At 55.1% G+C, this 17,081-nt stretch carries 18 protein-coding genes; 8 read left to right on the forward strand and 10 right to left on the reverse strand.

Annotated features, from left to right (window positions below; translation table 11 throughout):
• Nucleotides 1-58 precede the first annotated feature (58 nt).
• The 5 genes from RYZ27_RS03525 to RYZ27_RS03545 all read right to left on the reverse strand — a co-directional run bounded on the left by RYZ27_RS03525 (nucleotide 59) and on the right by RYZ27_RS03545 (nucleotide 4,998).
• Nucleotides 59-514 carry a MaoC family dehydratase gene (locus RYZ27_RS03525; RefSeq protein ID WP_406680978.1) on the reverse strand — a complete coding sequence of 152 codons (456 nt, stop codon included), beginning with the start codon at nucleotides 512-514 and terminating at the stop codon, nucleotides 59-61.
• A 140-nt stretch (nucleotides 515-654) separates the two neighbouring features.
• Nucleotides 655-1,023: a VOC family protein gene (locus RYZ27_RS03530; RefSeq protein WP_406680979.1), complete on the reverse strand. Its 369-nt coding sequence runs from the start codon at nucleotides 1,021-1,023 to the stop codon at nucleotides 655-657.
• Between the two features lie 30 nt (nucleotides 1,024-1,053).
• On the reverse strand, nucleotides 1,054-2,601 hold the full coding sequence (locus tag RYZ27_RS03535) for an acyl-CoA synthetase (RefSeq protein ID WP_406680980.1): 1,548 nt from the start codon (nucleotides 2,599-2,601) through the stop codon (nucleotides 1,054-1,056).
• Between the two features lie 76 nt (nucleotides 2,602-2,677).
• On the reverse strand, nucleotides 2,678-3,490 hold the full coding sequence (locus RYZ27_RS03540; protein ID WP_406680981.1) for a DUF2189 domain-containing protein: 813 nt from the start codon (nucleotides 3,488-3,490) through the stop codon (nucleotides 2,678-2,680).
• A gap of 65 nt (nucleotides 3,491-3,555) precedes the next feature.
• Nucleotides 3,556-4,998: a pyridoxal phosphate-dependent decarboxylase family protein gene (locus tag RYZ27_RS03545; protein ID WP_406680982.1), complete on the reverse strand. Its 1,443-nt coding sequence runs from the start codon at nucleotides 4,996-4,998 to the stop codon at nucleotides 3,556-3,558.
• A gap of 123 nt (nucleotides 4,999-5,121) precedes the next feature.
• Between RYZ27_RS03545 and RYZ27_RS03550 the strand changes: the two genes are divergently transcribed.
• Nucleotides 5,122-5,664, forward strand: a complete 543-nt coding sequence (locus RYZ27_RS03550) for an RNA polymerase sigma factor (protein WP_406680983.1) — start codon at nucleotides 5,122-5,124, stop codon at nucleotides 5,662-5,664.
• A complete protein-coding gene (locus tag RYZ27_RS03555) occupies nucleotides 5,664-6,035 on the forward strand; it encodes a DUF6768 family protein (RefSeq protein ID WP_406680984.1) in 372 nt (123 codons plus the stop codon). The genes RYZ27_RS03550 and RYZ27_RS03555 overlap by 1 nt, the downstream gene beginning before the upstream one ends.
• Here RYZ27_RS03555 and RYZ27_RS03560 read toward each other — a convergent pair.
• Nucleotides 6,032-6,970, reverse strand: coding sequence for an ABC transporter ATP-binding protein (locus RYZ27_RS03560; protein ID WP_406680985.1), 939 nt, complete (start codon nucleotides 6,968-6,970; stop codon nucleotides 6,032-6,034). The genes RYZ27_RS03555 and RYZ27_RS03560 overlap by 4 nt on opposite strands.
• Before the next feature lie 80 nt (nucleotides 6,971-7,050).
• Nucleotides 7,051-7,320 (reverse strand): TraR/DksA family transcriptional regulator, encoded by a 270-nt coding sequence (locus tag RYZ27_RS03565; RefSeq protein WP_406680986.1) that lies wholly within the window; start codon nucleotides 7,318-7,320, stop codon nucleotides 7,051-7,053.
• A gap of 101 nt (nucleotides 7,321-7,421) precedes the next feature.
• Here RYZ27_RS03565 and RYZ27_RS03570 point away from each other — a divergent pair, with 101 nt between their 5' ends.
• A complete protein-coding gene (locus RYZ27_RS03570) occupies nucleotides 7,422-8,399 on the forward strand; it encodes an ABC transporter ATP-binding protein (protein WP_406680987.1) in 978 nt (325 codons plus the stop codon).
• Complete coding sequence (locus RYZ27_RS03575) at nucleotides 8,399-9,859, forward strand: ABC transporter permease (RefSeq protein WP_406680988.1); 1,461 nt, start codon at nucleotides 8,399-8,401, stop codon at nucleotides 9,857-9,859. The genes RYZ27_RS03570 and RYZ27_RS03575 overlap by 1 nt, the downstream gene beginning before the upstream one ends.
• A 3-nt stretch (nucleotides 9,860-9,862) precedes the next feature.
• Here RYZ27_RS03575 and RYZ27_RS03580 read toward each other — a convergent pair whose 3' ends face one another.
• Nucleotides 9,863-10,102, reverse strand: a complete 240-nt coding sequence (locus RYZ27_RS03580; RefSeq protein ID WP_406680989.1) for a DUF1150 family protein — start codon at nucleotides 10,100-10,102, stop codon at nucleotides 9,863-9,865.
• Nucleotides 10,103-10,233: 131 nt separating this feature from the next.
• Nucleotides 10,234-11,955: an alkaline phosphatase D family protein gene (locus RYZ27_RS03585; RefSeq protein WP_406680990.1), complete on the reverse strand. Its 1,722-nt coding sequence runs from the start codon at nucleotides 11,953-11,955 to the stop codon at nucleotides 10,234-10,236.
• 67 nt (nucleotides 11,956-12,022) lie between these two features.
• On the opposite strand from RYZ27_RS03585, the gene RYZ27_RS03590 reads away from it, so the two are divergent.
• The 4 genes from RYZ27_RS03590 to RYZ27_RS03605 all read left to right on the forward strand — a co-directional run bounded on the left by RYZ27_RS03590 (nucleotide 12,023) and on the right by RYZ27_RS03605 (nucleotide 16,249).
• Nucleotides 12,023-13,021 (forward strand): RluA family pseudouridine synthase, encoded by a 999-nt coding sequence (locus RYZ27_RS03590; protein ID WP_406680991.1) that lies wholly within the window; start codon nucleotides 12,023-12,025, stop codon nucleotides 13,019-13,021.
• 74 nt (nucleotides 13,022-13,095) lie between these two features.
• A complete protein-coding gene (locus RYZ27_RS03595; protein WP_406680992.1) occupies nucleotides 13,096-13,743 on the forward strand; it encodes a hypothetical protein in 648 nt (215 codons plus the stop codon).
• Between the two features lie 82 nt (nucleotides 13,744-13,825).
• A complete protein-coding gene (locus tag RYZ27_RS03600; protein ID WP_406680993.1) occupies nucleotides 13,826-14,749 on the forward strand; it encodes an SDR family NAD(P)-dependent oxidoreductase in 924 nt (307 codons plus the stop codon).
• Between the two features lie 39 nt (nucleotides 14,750-14,788).
• Nucleotides 14,789-16,249, forward strand: coding sequence for a mechanosensitive ion channel family protein (locus RYZ27_RS03605; RefSeq protein WP_406680994.1), 1,461 nt, complete (start codon nucleotides 14,789-14,791; stop codon nucleotides 16,247-16,249).
• On the opposite strand, the gene RYZ27_RS03610 is transcribed toward RYZ27_RS03605, so the two are convergent.
• Nucleotides 16,246-16,965 carry a PepSY domain-containing protein gene (locus RYZ27_RS03610; protein ID WP_406680995.1) on the reverse strand — a complete coding sequence of 240 codons (720 nt, stop codon included), beginning with the start codon at nucleotides 16,963-16,965 and terminating at the stop codon, nucleotides 16,246-16,248. The genes RYZ27_RS03605 and RYZ27_RS03610 overlap by 4 nt on opposite strands.
• Nucleotides 16,966-17,081: the final 116 nt, after the last annotated feature.

Below are 17,081 nucleotides of genomic sequence, written 5' to 3' on the forward strand. Positions count from 1 at the left end.
AGGGCACACTAAACGTGCATGGCTATCGATCATCACCCCTGAGGGTTAAGGGGCTGTTCTAGCCGTATAAAACTGTGATGGTCTCGGCGACACAGGCCGGGCGTTCCTGACCTTCAATCTCGATTGTGCATTCAGAGATCATCTGCTTGCCGCCAGCCTTGGCATTCACCTCTTTAACGGTCTGGCGCATGCGCAGCTTCGAGCCGACAGGCACCATATTGGTGAAGCGTACTTTGTTCGCGCCGTAATTGATTCCCCGGGTTGTACCTTCAACGCGCATCACTTCCGGACCAAGCATCGGGAGAAGAGACAAGGTGAGGTAGCCATGGACGATTGGGCTGCCGAGTTCCTTGGTGGCGCGCTCAACGTCGACATGAATCCACTGATGATCACCAGTCGCTTCGGCAAACATGTTGACGCGCTCCTGGTCAATCGTGTGCCAGTCCGAGACACCAATTTCTTTGCCGGTCAGGCTTTCAAGGTCGTTGTAATGAACAGTGGTCGGGTTCGCCATGGTATCCTCCTGAGAATGATCCGGGACAATCAAGCGCGCGGCGACGAAACACGCAAGGGGTGACGCAGGGAATCAATCCGTGGGTCTGTGCGGATGGGCGGGGTGTTCAGACGTAAAATGCCTATAGCTATGACAGGTTGCTATCGATGCTGATCAATCATGATATTGTTACCATCTGGATCAGTGAAGGTGATATGGGCTGGACCTGAACCAGCTTCATCAGCAGTTGTCTCTATTTCGATACCAGCACTGCGTAACTGCTTCTGGATTTCACGGACATCATCGAATGGGTTCACCTCATTGGCGTCCTGATCCCAACCAGGATTGAAGGTCAGGATGTTCTTGTCGAACATACCCTCAAACAGACCAATCAAGGTATCGCCGTTTTTCATGATCAGCCATTTATGCGCTTCGTTTCCCTCCGTGGTAAAACCGAGAGCTTCATAAAATTTACGTGACGCGGAAATGTCTTTCACGGTCAGGCTGATGGAAAAGGCGCCGAGCTTCATGGGTTTGCTCCCCTCAAGAAGGTTGATGGATCAGACGATCCGACTGTCCTTCTTACCCCAATAGCGGTCGCGCACCAAACGCTTGTACAACTTTCCCGTGGGGTGACGTGGGAGTTCAGGGTCAAAATCAATGCTTTTCGGGCATTTGATTTTGGCGAGATTCGAGCGGCAGAACTCGAGTAATTCTTCTGCGAGTTCCGGTGTCCCTTGAATGCCGTCCATTGGCTGAACCACAGCTTTCACTTGTTCACCGAACTCCTCGTCAGGCACGCCAATCACCGCGACATCGGCCACAGATGGATGCGTGATCAGGATATTCTCGGCCTCTTGCGGATAAATATTCACGCCACCGGAAATGATCATGAAGGCTTTGCGGTCTGTAAGGTAGAGGAAGCCATCCTTATCAACTTTGCCAACATCGCCGAGCGATGACCAATCGGGGCATTTGGGGTTGAGTGCGCCTTTGGTTTTCTCGGGATCATTGTGATAGTTTGGCGTTGGCGTGCCGCCAAAGTAGATCTGGCCTTCTTCGCCTACAGGAACTTCGTCACCAGCCTCATCGCAGATATGCAATTCGCCCCAGATTGGAAACCCGACCGTGCCTTTATGGGCAAGCCACTGTTCTGAATTAGCCCACGTCATACCATTGCCTTCAGAGCCGGCATAATACTCTTCGATCACCGGGCCCCACCAGTCGATCATCTGTTCCTTGACCGGGATCGGGCAGGGAGCTGCTGCGTGTACAACGGCCTTAAGGCTGGAGACATCATACTTGTTGCGAACGTCTTCTGGTAGTTTCAGCATTTTGACGAACATGGTCGGCACAGTTTGGGAATGCGTGACCTGATATTTCTCAACCAATGCCAGATAGGTCTCGGCGTCAAACTTCTCCATTATGATCAGCGTATTGCCGAACTTTGTCATACTCATGCACCAGCGCAACGGTGCGGCATGGTAGAGTGGGGCAGGAGAGAGATAGACCCCATCGGGGACAATGCGGAACAGACCCTGCGCGATCATGATCAGGGCATTGCTGGCATCAATGGCAGGGTCTTCCGGCAAAGGGGGACGGATGCCTTTTGGGCGCCCCGTGGTGCCAGAGGAATAGAGCATATCCGTGCCCGCACGTTCATCGGCAATCCGGCTTTCTGGCATACCGGCCCGCACACCTTCCAAAGGTTCGAAACCTTCAATCTTGCCATCAATAGACCAGTAAGCATCAAGCTCTGTGATGACTTTCACGTCTTCAGCCACTGTACGCAAACCTGCTGAGGCAATGAGCAGACGTGCACCGCTATCCTTGATAATGTAGTCAACTTCGGGCGTCGTCAGGCGAGATGAGATGGCCACATAATACAAGCCTGCACGGTGGGCGGCCCAGCATATCTCAAAGAAGCGCGGTGAGTTTTCTGCGAACAGGGCAATGGTATCGCCAGTTTTCAACCCTAAAGTCCGAAAGGCGTGGGCGATCTGATTGGATCGATCTTCAAGCTGTTTGAACGTCACAGTCTCGCCCGAGCCTGCCATGATATAGGCAGGCTTGTCGGGCATGGTCTGGGCATGATGGCTGGGGTGCATCGCTGTGTCTCCTCCGGCGGCTCTTCTGGCCTTTGCAGAGAAGATTATCGGCTTGTTACGCCCTGTCCACGCTCACCTAGGGGGAAGGGACAAGTTCCCGATAGGCGTGCCAGCTTGCCAGTCCAATCAATGGAAAGACGATGATCAGGCCAAAGAAGGCTGTTGCAATCCCTATTGCCGTCAGCACAGAGATAATCAGTGCCCAGAACAACATAGGCATAGGGTTGTCCAACACCGCGCGGATACTGGTAATCGTTGCCGTCCAGACATCGCGTTTCTTGTCGAGCATCATCGGGGCAGAGATCACAACCAACATATAGGCGAGCAAGGCGATAATCGCCCCAACCACAGTTCCAGTGACAGCCATCATTTGTCCATCTGGATCAGTAAACATGAAGGTCAGGAACTCAGCGGGTGTCTTGTGTAATGTCCGGGTTGATAGCGCATAAACAACCTGTGCGATGCGCGTCCATAACAGGTAAATCAGGAACAGCGCCAAGCCGAGATAGGCAAGATCGCTGCGAAAAGCCGACCGCACAAAGGCCATATCACCAAGGCTGGGCGTCTCACCTTTCTCGATTTGCCGTGCGGCTTCATAAAGCCCCATAGCCAAGACCGGGGCAATCAGAAAGAACCCCCCAGCCAAAACAAAAATCCAGGCAAAGGCTCCGCTGAAGACCAGTGCCCAGCCGATAAAAGCGCTTATTCCGGCAAGAACAATCCCGTAAATCAAACAAGGCAATGGAGCTTTGGTAAAGTCACTCCAGCCACGCTTAAGCCAACCGAGCGGCGCGCCGAGTTCAATTTTTGCAACCGATGGCAAGCCCGGTGTGGTCGCCATATCTGGCGTTGCTTCAACCTCCGCAGAGTCCTTATCCTGATCGTCCATTTATGCCTCCCTGTTTTTGTAAAAACGCTAGGTACGTCACCCACAAGAACAATAAGGACCAATATTTAAACTTGGGCAAGTCGATCAATGGCTTCGACGAGCATATCGAGATCAGCTCTAGTTGTGCGATGGTTGGTTATATTCACGCGAATGGCGGTTTTGCCATGGATACGAGTCGTTGAAGGGGCGGCAATGCCGGAAATCTGTAAGTCTTCAACAAGTGTGTTGACGCGCTGATCTCGTTCAACCTCGGTGAGTGCTGGCCATACCGGCCGAAAACAATTGATCTGTAAGGGCGCAGGCGCAAGCCTTTCAAGACGAGGGTGACGCTCGATCAGATCCGTTAGATAAGCCGCTTGCTCGACATTCTGTTCGATCTGTTCTCCGAGGCGCTTTGGCCCAAATTCCAGAAGCTGCGCCCAGACTTTAAGAGCGCGAAAGCTGCGCGAGAGTTCAGGGCCCAGATCCGTTGGCCAGGTCTCTCCTGCGGCGAGGCCTCTCGTGCTCGCAGCCAGATAGTCCGGACGCATTGAGAAGGCGGCTTTGTGCGCGGTCTTATCTTTAATGAGAACGCAACCAGCATCGTAATTGACGTGCAGCCATTTGTGGAAATCGAAAGCCAGACTGTCGGCTTGCTCAAGCCCGGAAAGGCGAGGTTTCAAACGCTCTGAGAGCGCCATACAGGCTCCAAAGGCCCCGTCGACATGGAACCAGAGTTGCTCGCGCTTCGCAATCATGGCGAGTTGGGCCAGAGGATCGATGGCGCCCGTGTTCACGGTTCCGGCAGAACCGACCAGAGCAAATGGGGTAAAGCCATCTGCGCGATCTTTCTGGATCGCCCGTTCCAGACTGTCCGTATCAATCTCAAACGCCTCCGTGACGGGAAGTCTACGCAGGGCGTTCATGCCCAAGCCGAGTATGTCGAGGGCGCGGGCCAGACAAGAGTGCCCTTCTGATGAGACATAGGCGACCAGCTTTGCGCCAGTCACGCCTTGGTCTCGAGCATTGTCTAGAGCGCGATCTCTCGCAGCCTTGAGGGCAATGATCGTTGCCATGCTGGTGCCGGATACGATCAAGCCACTCGCTGTTTCTGGGAATTCAAAAATGTGCTTGCACCAGTCAATGAGCTGCGCTTCGACTTGCAGGCCAACATGGTTGCGTCCGCCGCAATTCGCGTTCATGGCTGCGGCGACCATTTCGGCCAGCATGTTAGAGGGGGTGCCGCTGCCGTGAACCCAACCGAAGAAACGCGGGTGCGTGTTGCCGACCCCATAAGGCAAGAGGTCTGTCAGAGCTGTGCGTACCGCTTCTGTGCCAATGCCATCAGAGGGGAGGGGGGCTTTTAAAGTCTCGGCTAAATCATCAGGAGCCGGCGTCCAGACTCTGCCCTCTCTGGCCTCTTCAAGATGGGTCAGAGTGGCATCAAGCACTGCGTGAGCCTGCTTTCGGAAAGCACTCCAATCACTTGGTTCTAAACTATTTTCTGCTTGGTGGTCATCTTGGGTCATGGCGCGGGCATAGTCGAGACTGCTGCGAATGAGAAGCGCGGCAAAATGCGTCTGCTTCTTTGTTTTGAACCTTTCATGTGGCCGCAGCGACTATCATAGTGTTGGTAACCAGGAGGCCCGTGCGTGAGCAAGCAGGACACAGGACGGATTTATGACGAGCTGCTTGTCACTCTTGCGCGTGCCGGTGACCGCAGAGCCGGCGAGAGACTGGCGGCACGCTGGTATCCGCGGTTGATGCGAACGGCCCTGTATTTGTTACGAGACCGGGAGCAGGCACAGGATGCTGTGCAGGAGGCCTGGGTTGGGATTTGTCGCGGCTGGCCAAGATTGTCAGATAGCGCCAAGTTCCCCAGCTGGGCCTTTGGCATTCTGCATCGCAAATGTGCTGATCGTATCCGTAAGGAACGGCGGCAGCGTGGGCGTGAGCAGTCAATGGATAATGTGCCGGAGCCCGTACAACCGCCACGTGGGGAGCTGCGGGTTGAGATCATGCAGGCCCTTGCGGTGTTAAGCCCGGACCATCGAACCGCCGCGATCCTGTTCTTTGCTGAAGAGCTGAGTCTTGCAGAGGTTGCTGCGGCTACGGGTGTGCCTTTGGGAACGGCTAAATCGCGCATCTTTCATGCGCGCAAACAACTGAAATCCAGTCTGAAAGGAGACGTGTGATGAGCAATATTGAAGATCGTTTCGAAAGAGGTCTGAGCGCCGATGATGAGGCGTTCCTGAAAGATCTGGAGCGTGATGAAGGCCTGTTTCAGCAAATGGGCGCAACATTTTCCGGACCGTTGCGGTATTGGACAGTGTTTGCGTTTGCTTTCAGCTTTGTGTTTTTCGCACTCTCAGTCTGGGCAGCCTACAACATGTTTCAGGCTGAAGACCTCAAGCATGTCATCATCTGGGGCGTGTTCTTTGGCTGGATGAGCCTGGCTGTTGGCTTGATGAAAGTCTGGTTCTGGATGCGGATAAACCAGCTGAATCTTTTACGTGAGTTGAAGCGGATCGAGCTGCGGCTGGTTAAGGACGGAGGCTCTGTCTAAGCTGCTTCGCTAGTCATGGCGACGAAGACATCTTCGAGATTTGGCTGCTCTGTGGAGAGGTCTGCGACACCGATACCAGCTTCGCGAACCTTCTCCAGAAGGCGGCCAATTCCAGTCTCTGAGTTGCGGAACTTGATACAAATCACCCCGTCCTCAAGGGAGACATCGAGGTCATCCAGAGCATTCGGGAGGGTGCTCAAAGGCTCCCGAGGGGTGATCTTGAGGAGACGTTGATCCAGACGGGACAGAAGCTGCGGTGTCGGCTCCTGCGCGAGGACTTCGCCATGCGAAATGATCGCAATCTCATCGCAGAGCTCTTCGGCTTCTTCGAGATAGTGCGTGGTCAGAATGATTGTTGTACCATTCGCATGCAATTCACGAACATAGGCCCAAAGCGATCGCCGGAGTTCAACATCAACCCCGGCAGTCGGTTCGTCGAGAATGAGGACAGGTGGATTATGGACAAGGGCTTTGGCAACCATAAGGCGCCGTTTCATTCCACCAGACAGTTGGCGGACATAGGCGTCTTTCTTATCATCCAGGCCAACTGCGGTCAGGATTTCCATACTGCGCCGTTCCGCCTTGGGCACACCATAATAGCCCGCCTGCAGATCCAGGGCCTGTAGCGGTGTAAAGAACGGGTCCATTGTGATTTCCTGGTTCACCACACCAATTGCGGCGCGTGAGGAGCGGGGGTGCTGATCAATGTCCAGTCCCCAGATTTTGGCGGTCCCACCCGTTTTCGTAACGAGGCCAGCCAGAATGTTGATAAAGGTCGACTTACCCGCCCCATTCGGGCCCAGCAGGCCAAAAATCGAACCGCGTTTGATTTTCAGGTCGATCCCTTTTAGGGCGGTTTTTTCCGGCATTTTGCCTGAAGCCCGGTAGGTTTTCGTCAGGCCACTGGCTTCGATCGCGTATTCAGGTGCTGTCATAGTGGTGGCCTCCAACCTCAATTCTGAAGAGGGCATGTAGGGGGTTTCGGTTCGGTGTGAAAGGTGCCGCACGCGAATGGCTACTCTTCGCAGCGGTCACACAGGTGCTGGATGGGATCGTCATCAAGGCGTTCAACGCTGATTTTAGCGCCGCACTGGGTACAGATGCCGTATGTGTTTTTTTGCAGACGCAACAAAGCTGCTTCTATGGAGGCCAGTGTTGTCTCAACGCACACTCGAGTATTGGGATGAACCGAAGGCTTCACGTCCTTGGGGCGGAGAATACGATCTTCTAAAGTCCCCAGTTTCATGATCCCACTTGTCGTGTCGGATCCGAACTTGCTCTTCATGGTGAAGATGGTGTGATGACTTTAAGCGCTTGGCAAGCCTCGCATGATTAAAGATGTGCACTATTTATCGATAAACGTGAATACTGGACGGAGAAACCGCGATGGCCTTGCAAAACCCCCTGGAAATGCGCGGTGCAACCAAATGGTTTGGCAACTTTCAAGCGGTCAAAAGTCTCGATTTTTCTGTCCCACAAGGCTCGATTGTCGGCTTTTTGGGGCCGAATGGTGCTGGCAAGTCGACCAGTCTGCGGATGGCGCTTGGTGTGCTTTCCCCAGATAGTGGAGAGGCGTTGCTCTATGGCGCGCCGCCTAATCTCACAAGCTTGCGGCGGGTTGGGTTCCTGCCGGAAGAGCGTGGCCTCTACAAAAAGATGAGCCCGCGCCAGATCATCACCTATTTCTCCCGTCTCAAAGGCATGAGTGCGCGTGATGCCCGCAAGCGCGCTGATGAAATGCTGGAGATGATGGGGCTTGGGCCATTTGCGAAATCACGCGTGTCGCGCCTCTCCAAAGGCATGTCGCAGAAAGTGCAAATCCTGTGTGCGCTCGCACATCGCCCTGATTTTCTGATCCTGGATGAGCCGTTTTCCGGTCTCGATCCGGTGAATCAGATGGCGCTTGAGGAATTGATTGTTGAAGAGCACAAGCGCGGCGCGACCATCGTGTTCTCGACCCATGTCATGGAGCATGCTGAGCGGCTTTGCGAGAAGATCGTGATGATGGCGCGAGGCCGAAAAGTGTTTGATGGCACACTGGAAGATGGGTTCGCTGCTCTTGGTCGGGCCGTGAAGATTGGGGTTTCTGAAGGCTTTGACCTCAAGAAGGTTATGGCACCTGCGGGTTATACGCTTGAGGTGGAAGAGGGCGATGTCTGGCGGGTCAGCCTGTCACCGCAACAGGATCCGCAGAATGCCTTGCGTACAGCGATTGATGGCGGCGCACCGATTACCAGTTTCCTGCCGCAGGAAACCCGTCTGCGCGATGTCTTCGTTTCCCTGGTCAGTGAGGCCGAGGCTCAGGATTTGACCGATACACTTAATGACTCAATGGCGGCCCGTGCCGAGCAGGAGGCTGCATAATGTTTTCAACCTATCTTGTCGCGCGCCGGGATTATCTTGGCTATGTCACTGCATGGGGCTTCTGGCTTGGCCTCCTGTTTACCCCGGTTATCATCGGCATTTTCATGTTTGCGCCGATGCTGGCACAGAACAGTGCGCCGACCCGGTATTTTGCCGTGATTGAGAGCGGTGATGAGTTTACAAAAGCGCTGCAAACCGAACTGCAAAGCATTCAGGTCACCGCAGCGAGGGCGAGCCTTGATCTTGTCGCAACAGCGCAGGGCAGTAGCAGTGATAAGATCGATCTGTTTGATGCCGCTTTAGAGAATGGGGCCAGCGTACAAGAGGCACTGGCTGCGGCTGGCGGGTCGCAAATCCCGCTACCGCTACCTGACTTCGTGATGGTGCCTGCGCCTGCAAGCAGCATTGAAGCCCTGCAACCGTATCTCAGCGGCCAACGCTTGGTAGATACGCCGAAGGGGGCACAGCCTTTGTTTGCCGTTCTGAATGTCCCGGCAGATGGGTCGGCCATTCAGTATTGGAGCGAGAACCTGCAAATTCGTGACTTACGGGATCTGGCCCGCCGCGCTGAGCGACGGTTAGCTGAAGAGCGCGTGTTTGCGGAGGCTGGGGTGTCCAGTCGCTTATTGAAAGATGCCCAGCGCGCCCAGCGCCCGATCGAGGAATTACGTCTGCGTGCCGATGGCGGTGAAGGGACGGCTACCATCACAATTGAAGATCGCGCGCCCTTCTTTATGTCAATCATGATGGCATTTATGCTCTGGTTCCTGATTTTCTCCGTGGTCAATTACCTGCTCATGGGGACGATTGAGGAACGCTCGAACAAGATTTTTGACAGCCTTCTGACCTCAGTGAAACTGCCAAACCTATTGGCGGGTAAATTGCTTGCAGTTCTGGCGCTTGCGCTGACGCTGATGGCCTTCTGGGGTGTGGGATCATCTATACTGGTGATGATCGGGCAAGAGCGCCTGCCAGCGGAGTTTGCCAGTGGTATTGGGGCTGTGCTCGTAGCGGCCGCAAACCCGGCATTGTTTATCCCGGCAATTTTGAGCTTTGTGCTGGGCTATCTGATGTATGGTTCTCTGTTCCTTGCGCTTGGGTCGCTGTGTGACACGATCCAGGAGGCACAGACCTTGATGACGCCGTTGATCGTAATGCTGATGGCGCCGCTCTTTATGCTGGCTTTTGCGATCAATGACGCGGAATCAGCCTTGATCCAGACCATGGCCTGGGTACCGTTCTTTACGCCCTTCCTGCTGATCCTGCGGATGCCGACCGAGCCGCCCTTGTGGGAGGTTCTGGCTCAGCTTGGTCTGATGGCGTTTGCAACCGTTGTGATCCTATGGCTCGCCACGCGGGTTTACCGGGCAGGGGCCGTGCACGGCTCAAGCGTCAATGATGTTGGGAAAGTGTTCAAGGCCCTGCTGCCGGGCAATAAAAGCGCCCGGCAAGAGCCATAGGGTTTAGTGAACGCTGAGCGGGGTCAGGCTGTTCATTTCCGCGGCCTTGAAGGCGGCATCGCGGCCCTCAACGATAGCGAGCTTCTGTCCCTCGCCCGTGGTCAGGACAAAGAGCGAGTCTGGGTCATTTACGGTTTCCAGCGCTTCGCTGGGCAGGCTTCTCAGTTCATTGACTTCGATGGCCCGGATATAGGCGATCTTGCTAAGGTCGACACCGGTAATGGTGTCGTTTTCATAGGTCATGTCTTTCAGGTCCTTCTGTTACAGACAGGCACAATCCCGACGGCGCATAGCCCCACTCAGTGGCAGCCCAGCACGCCGTCAGTATAGTTAAGACATGGGTTCTCAGGCAGGGCCAATCAACCCTTTAAGGCCTAGGCCTCACGCGAAAGTGTGGTCTGGCCGTCGCCCTCGCGCTTGGTCACAAATGTTGCGACAGGCTCTACGCTGTAGGTTTCAGCGCGGACATCGCTCACCTTGAAATAATTCGCGCGGGTCTCGTCCATGCTGATCTCAAGAACGGTCCAACCATTGCCGAACGGATCGTACCAATCGATCTCTTCATTAGCGGCAGCAAACTGATCGCCAAGATCAGGCACCTGTTTGATATACGTGCCAAGCCCCGGTGAGGTGACGGAGGTACAGCCAAACTCGACCCCGCGCAGATCACCTGCATTATCACGCAGCGTATTCGCCCAGGCGGTATGGGTATCGCCGGTAATCGTGATCAGGCGGGCACCAGCAGCTTTGGCGCCTTTATAGAGCCGCTCCCGTGCTGCCGGGAAACCATCCCATGCGTCGAGGTTGAATGGCAGGCCAAGTTGGCTGAACGGGATCAGCTGTTGGATATAGCCGACATCCTGCGCGGCTTTTTGCTCATCACTCAGGGTTTGGGTGAAGTTTGGCGGTCGGACCTTGGCCATGATGACCTGATTGGCGAGCACCTGCCAGGATTGCTTCTTGGCTGAACGCTTCAGGCCATCGGCGAGCCATTTTTCCTGAACATCCCCCAGCATGGTGCGGCTTTCATCGCTGACACGCACCATTGTGCCCGCCGCAGCCATCGGAATTTCTTCGGGGGCTTTGCCGCCCAGTTCAGTAAACCAGCTAATCTCATCAGAGCGCCCGGTCAGACGACTTTCGAGGCAGAAGACGCTGGCAACATCACCGAAATCGAAGCTGCGATAGATGGATTCCCTGGCCCGGCCGGGCTCAGGATCGCGGACGGGCATCCACTCCAGATAGGCTTGAACCGCAACCTGCTTACGATCAGTCCAGTTGCCTTCACCGGCTTCGGGATTGTGATTCTGCGCCCCGGTCCGGTAGCTGTTATTGGTGCTTTCATGATCGTCCCATGTGCAGAGCCATGGCGCGGCTGCATGGGCGGCCTGAAGGTCCGGATCGGTTTTGTACTGGGCATGGCGAATGCGGTAATCGCCCAGGGTCACCGTTTCCAGAGGTGGTTCATGGTTGCGGCCAATCTGCTGGCCAACAGTCCCGCCATAACCATCAAGACCATACTCATAGAAATAATCGCCCAGATGAATGACCGCATCGAGATCAGCGGTTTTGCTGATCTCGCGGTAAACGTGGAAACGACCAAACGGGTAGTTCGAGCATGAAATGAAGGCAAATTTGACGGGCGTTGTGCCGGACTTTGCCGTCGTCTTGAGGCGTCCGAGCGGAGAGGTGATGTCACCCTCTGTCGTCTTGGCTGTGAACTGATAGAAATACTCCGTCGCTGGCTGCAAACCACCGGCATCAGCCTTGACCGTAAAATCACGTGCAGCGCTGGTTTCAGTTAGCCCACTTGAGATCAGCGTTGTCATCTCGCGGTCGGCATAAACGCTCCACTTAACCGGAATAACCGCGCTGGTTTCTTCGTCCTGCGGCGTAATGCGGGTCCAGATGATGACGCGCTCTGGCAGGGGATCACCAGAAGCCACACCATGATCATAGCTGACACTTTGCGCAAAAGCTGGGCGATCATCGATCAGATCAATGACCGAATCGCTTTTTACGGCTGGGGCACAAGCCGCCAGACCTGTCAGACCACCAACGCCGCCCAATAGCCCCCGTCGGGTTAGTTTACTCATGGCTTGCTCCTGTCCTTCATGTTGTTCCGGCATGACGCCTGATTGAAACTGCGTTTATAGGGAAATCATGACAGTTTTAAGCGCAATTCCTGATAACGCTGAGGCAGGCACACGGCTCGACCGCTTTTTAGCGGAGAAATTTGATACCTTATCCCGCTCGCGTGCCAAGACTTTGATCAAGGACGGCCAATGCAAGATGGCTGGTGCGCTGATGGATGATCCGCGCCATAGCGTCGTCGCAGGCCGGGAATACGCGCTGGAAATGCCGGACCCGGTCGCGGCCTTGCCACAACCGGAGGATATTCCGCTGGATGTCCTGTTTGAGGATGAGCACCTGATCCTCGTCAACAAGCCAGCTGGTATGGCCGTGCACCCGGCACCGGGCAGTTGGCAAGGCACGCTGGTCAACGCCTTGCTGCATCATTGTGCCGGGAACCTGCCGGGCATTGGCGGGGTGGAGCGCCCTGGCATTGTCCATCGGATTGATAAGGACACGACGGGGGTTCTGGTCGTCGCCAAGACAGAAGCGACCCATCAGGGGCTGGCAGGCCTGTTCAAAACCCATGATATTGATCGCAAATACCTTGCGCTGACGCGCGGCGCGCCGCGGCCACTGGCGGGCACAGTCGAAAGCGACATTGCCCGCAGCCCGCATGATCGCAAGAAAATGGCGGTCGTGCCGGATGGGGAAGGGCGACATGCGGTGACCCATTATAAAGCGCTGAAACAGTTCGGCCTGATCGCGAAGGCCGATATGCGCCCGGCGGCGGCCTTGGTTGAATGTCGGTTAGAAACCGGACGCACACATCAGATCAGGGTGCACATGGCCCATCTTGGCACGCCTCTGATCGGTGATCCTGTCTATGGCCGCCATCGCGGCATCAAAGCTTTTGGCAGTGGTGAGGTGTTTGATGACGCAACCCAGAAAGCGCGCAAGCTGACAAGACAGGCTCTTCACGCCGCAAGCCTCGGCTTTGTCCATCCTGTGACAAAGGAAGATGTCTTCGTGGAGACACCCCTACCGGACGATATGGCAGGGATTGTTGCCGCGCTGGAACGGCTTTAGGCGCTTATTTTTCGCACGACACATCTTAAGAGCTGTGAGAAAGTAGATCTCGGTATCAAACGGGGATGATTGCTATGGGACTGCTACTCAACTCAGATTATTGGGCCAAACTCAGCACAGAAATGTGGGATGCGCGCCCGCAAGGGGATTGGCAGACGATTACGCAGGCTGATGCGAACAAAATTCGCGAAATAGGCTGCCGTGCTTTTAGCCGGCTCGTTGAAGACCCAGCATTATCAGCTGATATTGCTTATGTTCAGGGGCTTTCTGAGGAAGGTATCCGCGCCTATCAGCCTGTCGAAGGGTTCTTTGACGCATTTATTCAGGCTGAACGAACGCTCTTTAACAATGCAGGGCGTCATGTTGGGGTAACCGATGAGATTCTCTCCGATTTAACGGTGTTACAGGACGAGATTCTCGATCTGTATGGCTGGGATCGATTTGAAGAACAGATACGCTATCTGCAAACCCTTATCTGTGATGAAGCTTCTACCTCAAATGAGGTCGGTCCAGCGGCCCATCAAAGAGCATGGGCTGGCGTTAAAAGCGCTCTGGTCATTGGTACGGATGCGATTGGTCATATTGGGGCTGCCGGAGTAGGCGGTGCTGTTGGTGGTCCAGCGGGGGCTGCGCTTGGAGCCGGCGTCGGTCTGCCGTTTGCGCTCTCCATAAACGGAGGCAGGCTGCATCTGGTGCGCGAGGCGCTACGGAACGCTTGGTAATTACAAGATCACAGCTTGCCTTCTCGTCTTCTTTCGTGCTGCTAGAGCGCAAATCTAAGCGGACAAAGACAGGAGACAGCGCATGGGCGTTTTGGATGGTAAGGTTGTTCTCGTAACCGGGGGCGGGAACGGGATTGGTAAGGAATGCGCGCTGCTCGCGGCGGCGAATGGTGCGAAGGTTGTCGTCAATGACCTTGGCGCGGGGCTTTCCGATGCCGGGACAGATGCTGGGGATGCGGGTCTTGCCGAGCAGGTCGCGCGTGAAATTCGCGAGGCAGGCGGTGAAGCGGTTTCTAACTCTGACAGTGTGACCGATATGGCCGCGGTTGAGGGTATGGTTGAGCAGGCCAAGGACGAGTTTGGCGGCCTGCACGGGATCATCAATCCAGCCGGTATTTTGCGTGATGGCATGTTCCACAAAATGTCCGAAGCAGACTGGAAAGCCGTCATCGATGTGCACCTGCATGGCTCATTCAATGTGACCCGCGCAGCGGTCGAGCATTTCCGCGAGCAGGAAGATGGCAGCTTTGTTTTGTTCACCTCAACCTCTGGCCTGATCGGAAATATTGGACAGGCGAATTATGCCGCCGCCAAGATGGGCATTGCGGGCCTTTCGCGCATCGTTGCGATGGAGGGCGCACGCAAGAATGTTCGCTCGAACATCATCGCGCCGTTTGCATGGACGCGGATGATTGCGTCTATTCCGGTCAAGGATGAAGAAGGGGCCAAGAGAGTTGAGCGAATGCGCACGGGTATGCGCGCTGATCAGGTCGCGCAATTGGCGGTGACGCTGTGTGCGGACGGGGCCAAGCATGTGAACGGGCAGATCTTCAGCGTCCGCGGCAATGAGGTTGTCCTGTTCAGCCAGCCACGGCCAGTGAAATCAGTATCCCGAATGGAGGGATGGACGCCAGAGAGCCTGATCGAGCATGGGTTTAGCGCCATGGAGAGTGGGTTTACCGATCTCGGCGCAACAACCAGTGTGTTCCCTTATCCGCCAGTCTAGGGTAATTCCGGCGGCGTAGATTTTGCAGAGTACGCCGCCATGGAAAACGAGACCCCAACCTATCTCGCCTGTGAGACGCTCTCAGATGGGCGGCAAATCTGTCAGGAAGTTGCAGCGCCCGGTGGCATTTCTGCTGGGGGTGAGACAGCGACAGAAGCGACAGAGCAGGCCGGAAGGGGCCTGTTCAGCTTTCTAGATCCGGTTCTGGCAGACCCGTTGGGGTGGGCGCAGGCAAACCTGCTGAACCTTGATGTCCTGTTGCCGATTGCCTATCAGATCGGTGTAATTCTTGGGGTTCTGATAGTTGGCTCGATGCTGGCCAAACGCGCGCGAGGATTGGTTGTTGCCGGGGTTCAGCGCTTGCCGGAGCAGGCCCAGTCATTTCTGGGTGATTTACCAACCCGGATTGTCAGGCCAGCGCTCTGGGCTGCCGGATTGTTTATAGCGCAGGCATCAATGGCTGGTGCAGGGATGGACAGCACGATTGTCCGGATTGCCTCATCTCTATCGCTGGCTGTTCTGGCAACGTCGGTGGTTATTCCATTCCTGCCAGCATGGTTGCAGGCACCTGTGCGCTGGATCATTTGGGCTTTCGCGGCCTTCTATGCCATTGGCATCATGGGCGAGGTCTGGAGCATTCTGTCGGTAGGCCCCCCTTTCGGTGACCGGATGATCAGCCCTGTCTTTGTCGTTCAGGCGATTATCACCGTTGCGATTTTCATGTTTGCCGCCCACTGGCTGGCCAAGAAACTCAAGACCCGTGTTGATGAACTTCCGAAAGTTGAGCCTTCTATCCGTATCCTGATGGGCAATGCGGTTCAGATTGGCCTGTTCTTTGGCGCGGCGCTGCTCGCGATGGCCGGGCTTGGCATTCCGCTGTCAGGTTTGGCGGTGCTGGGCGGGGCGATCGGTGTCGGTCTCGGCTTCGGGATGCAGCAGATCGTGGCGAACTTTATCTCCGGAGTGATTCTGCTGACGGATCGTTCTATCAAGCCAGATGATGTGATTGAGGTGGATGAGACTTACGGTGTCGTGAAGTCCCTCGGCTTGCGCTATGCCTCGGTGATTACGCGGGATGGCAAGGAACACCTGATCCCGAATGAGCAGCTGATTACCGACAAGGTTGTGAACTGGTCCTATTCCAACAAGGAAGTGCGCGTGAAAAAGCGCCTGCGCGTGGAGTATGAAACTGACCTGCGACAAGCGGTTGAACTGGTCGTTGCCGGAGCAGTTGAAACACCTCGTGTTCTGACAAAACCCGCCCCGGTTTGTCTCGTCATGGAATTTGGCGATGAAGCGATTGAGCTGGAAGCCCGATTTTGGATCAATGATCCGGAAAATGGTGTGTCGAATGTTTCCTCGCACGTCTTGCTAAACATCTGGGACAAGTTCACCGAGGTCGGGATCGATATTCCACTACGCCACGAAGATGTCCTGATCACGCCGGGATCGACCCTGAAAGTCGAAATGGTCAAAGCCGGCGATAAGGAAGAGACCTAGCGTAACAGGCGGCGTTTTCTGGCGCGATCAATGATCAGAACAAAACCGCTCAGCACCATGGTCAGTCCGAGGAAAGCGAACAGCTTCATCCACCATGTATCGAAGCGATCCTCGCCGGTAATATCCATGATGTGAAAGCGCCAGAGAATATCAAAGATACGCCAGTTAGTGGTTCGCACGGCCCGCACGGCACCTGTCGTTGCATCGAAATAAATCCGCTGTTCGGTCTTCTCATCTTCAATAACCCAGGCGGGAAGATTGCCGCCATATTCCCGCGGCGCTTTATCCGTCAGGTATGTGACGGTGGCTTCGGTCCCGGGAATGCGCGCTGTCCCATCAGCATCGGCGAATCGCAGCTGCAAAGCCCGGAAAGAGATTGGATCGAGCGGAGACCAGGCTTCTCCTGTCCCTGCATCGATCATGGCGCGGGTTTCACTGGTGGAAATCAGCCAGACTGGTCTATCGAGAAAAGGTTTCAGTTCGGCATTTAGCCATTCGCCTTCAACTTTAGCTGCCGCTTCAGCGGCGCTGACCGAAACGGTCATCGTATCCAGTGAGCCATGCTCAATCTTGGGGCGCCATGGGTCGCCACGGATTACATCAATAGGATAGAGCGTGAAAAACAGACCGCTCACCGTCCAGAAAAAGAGCTGAATCCCGACAACGAGAGCAACAATCTTGTGAATGCGTGAGACACGGCGAGCAAGCAGGGACATTGAGAACACTCCGATTGGTCGGCTGATTTGGCTTCTATGATCCCCATAAGAGGGCGCAAACCAAATATTTCAGAAAAGTCATAAAAAAGGGATTGACCACGTTTGTAGTCATCAAT

It is taken from the genome of Hyphomonas sp. FCG-A18 (assembly GCF_045287255.1).
In the GTDB taxonomy this organism is placed as follows: domain Bacteria; phylum Pseudomonadota; class Alphaproteobacteria; order Caulobacterales; family Hyphomonadaceae; genus Henriciella.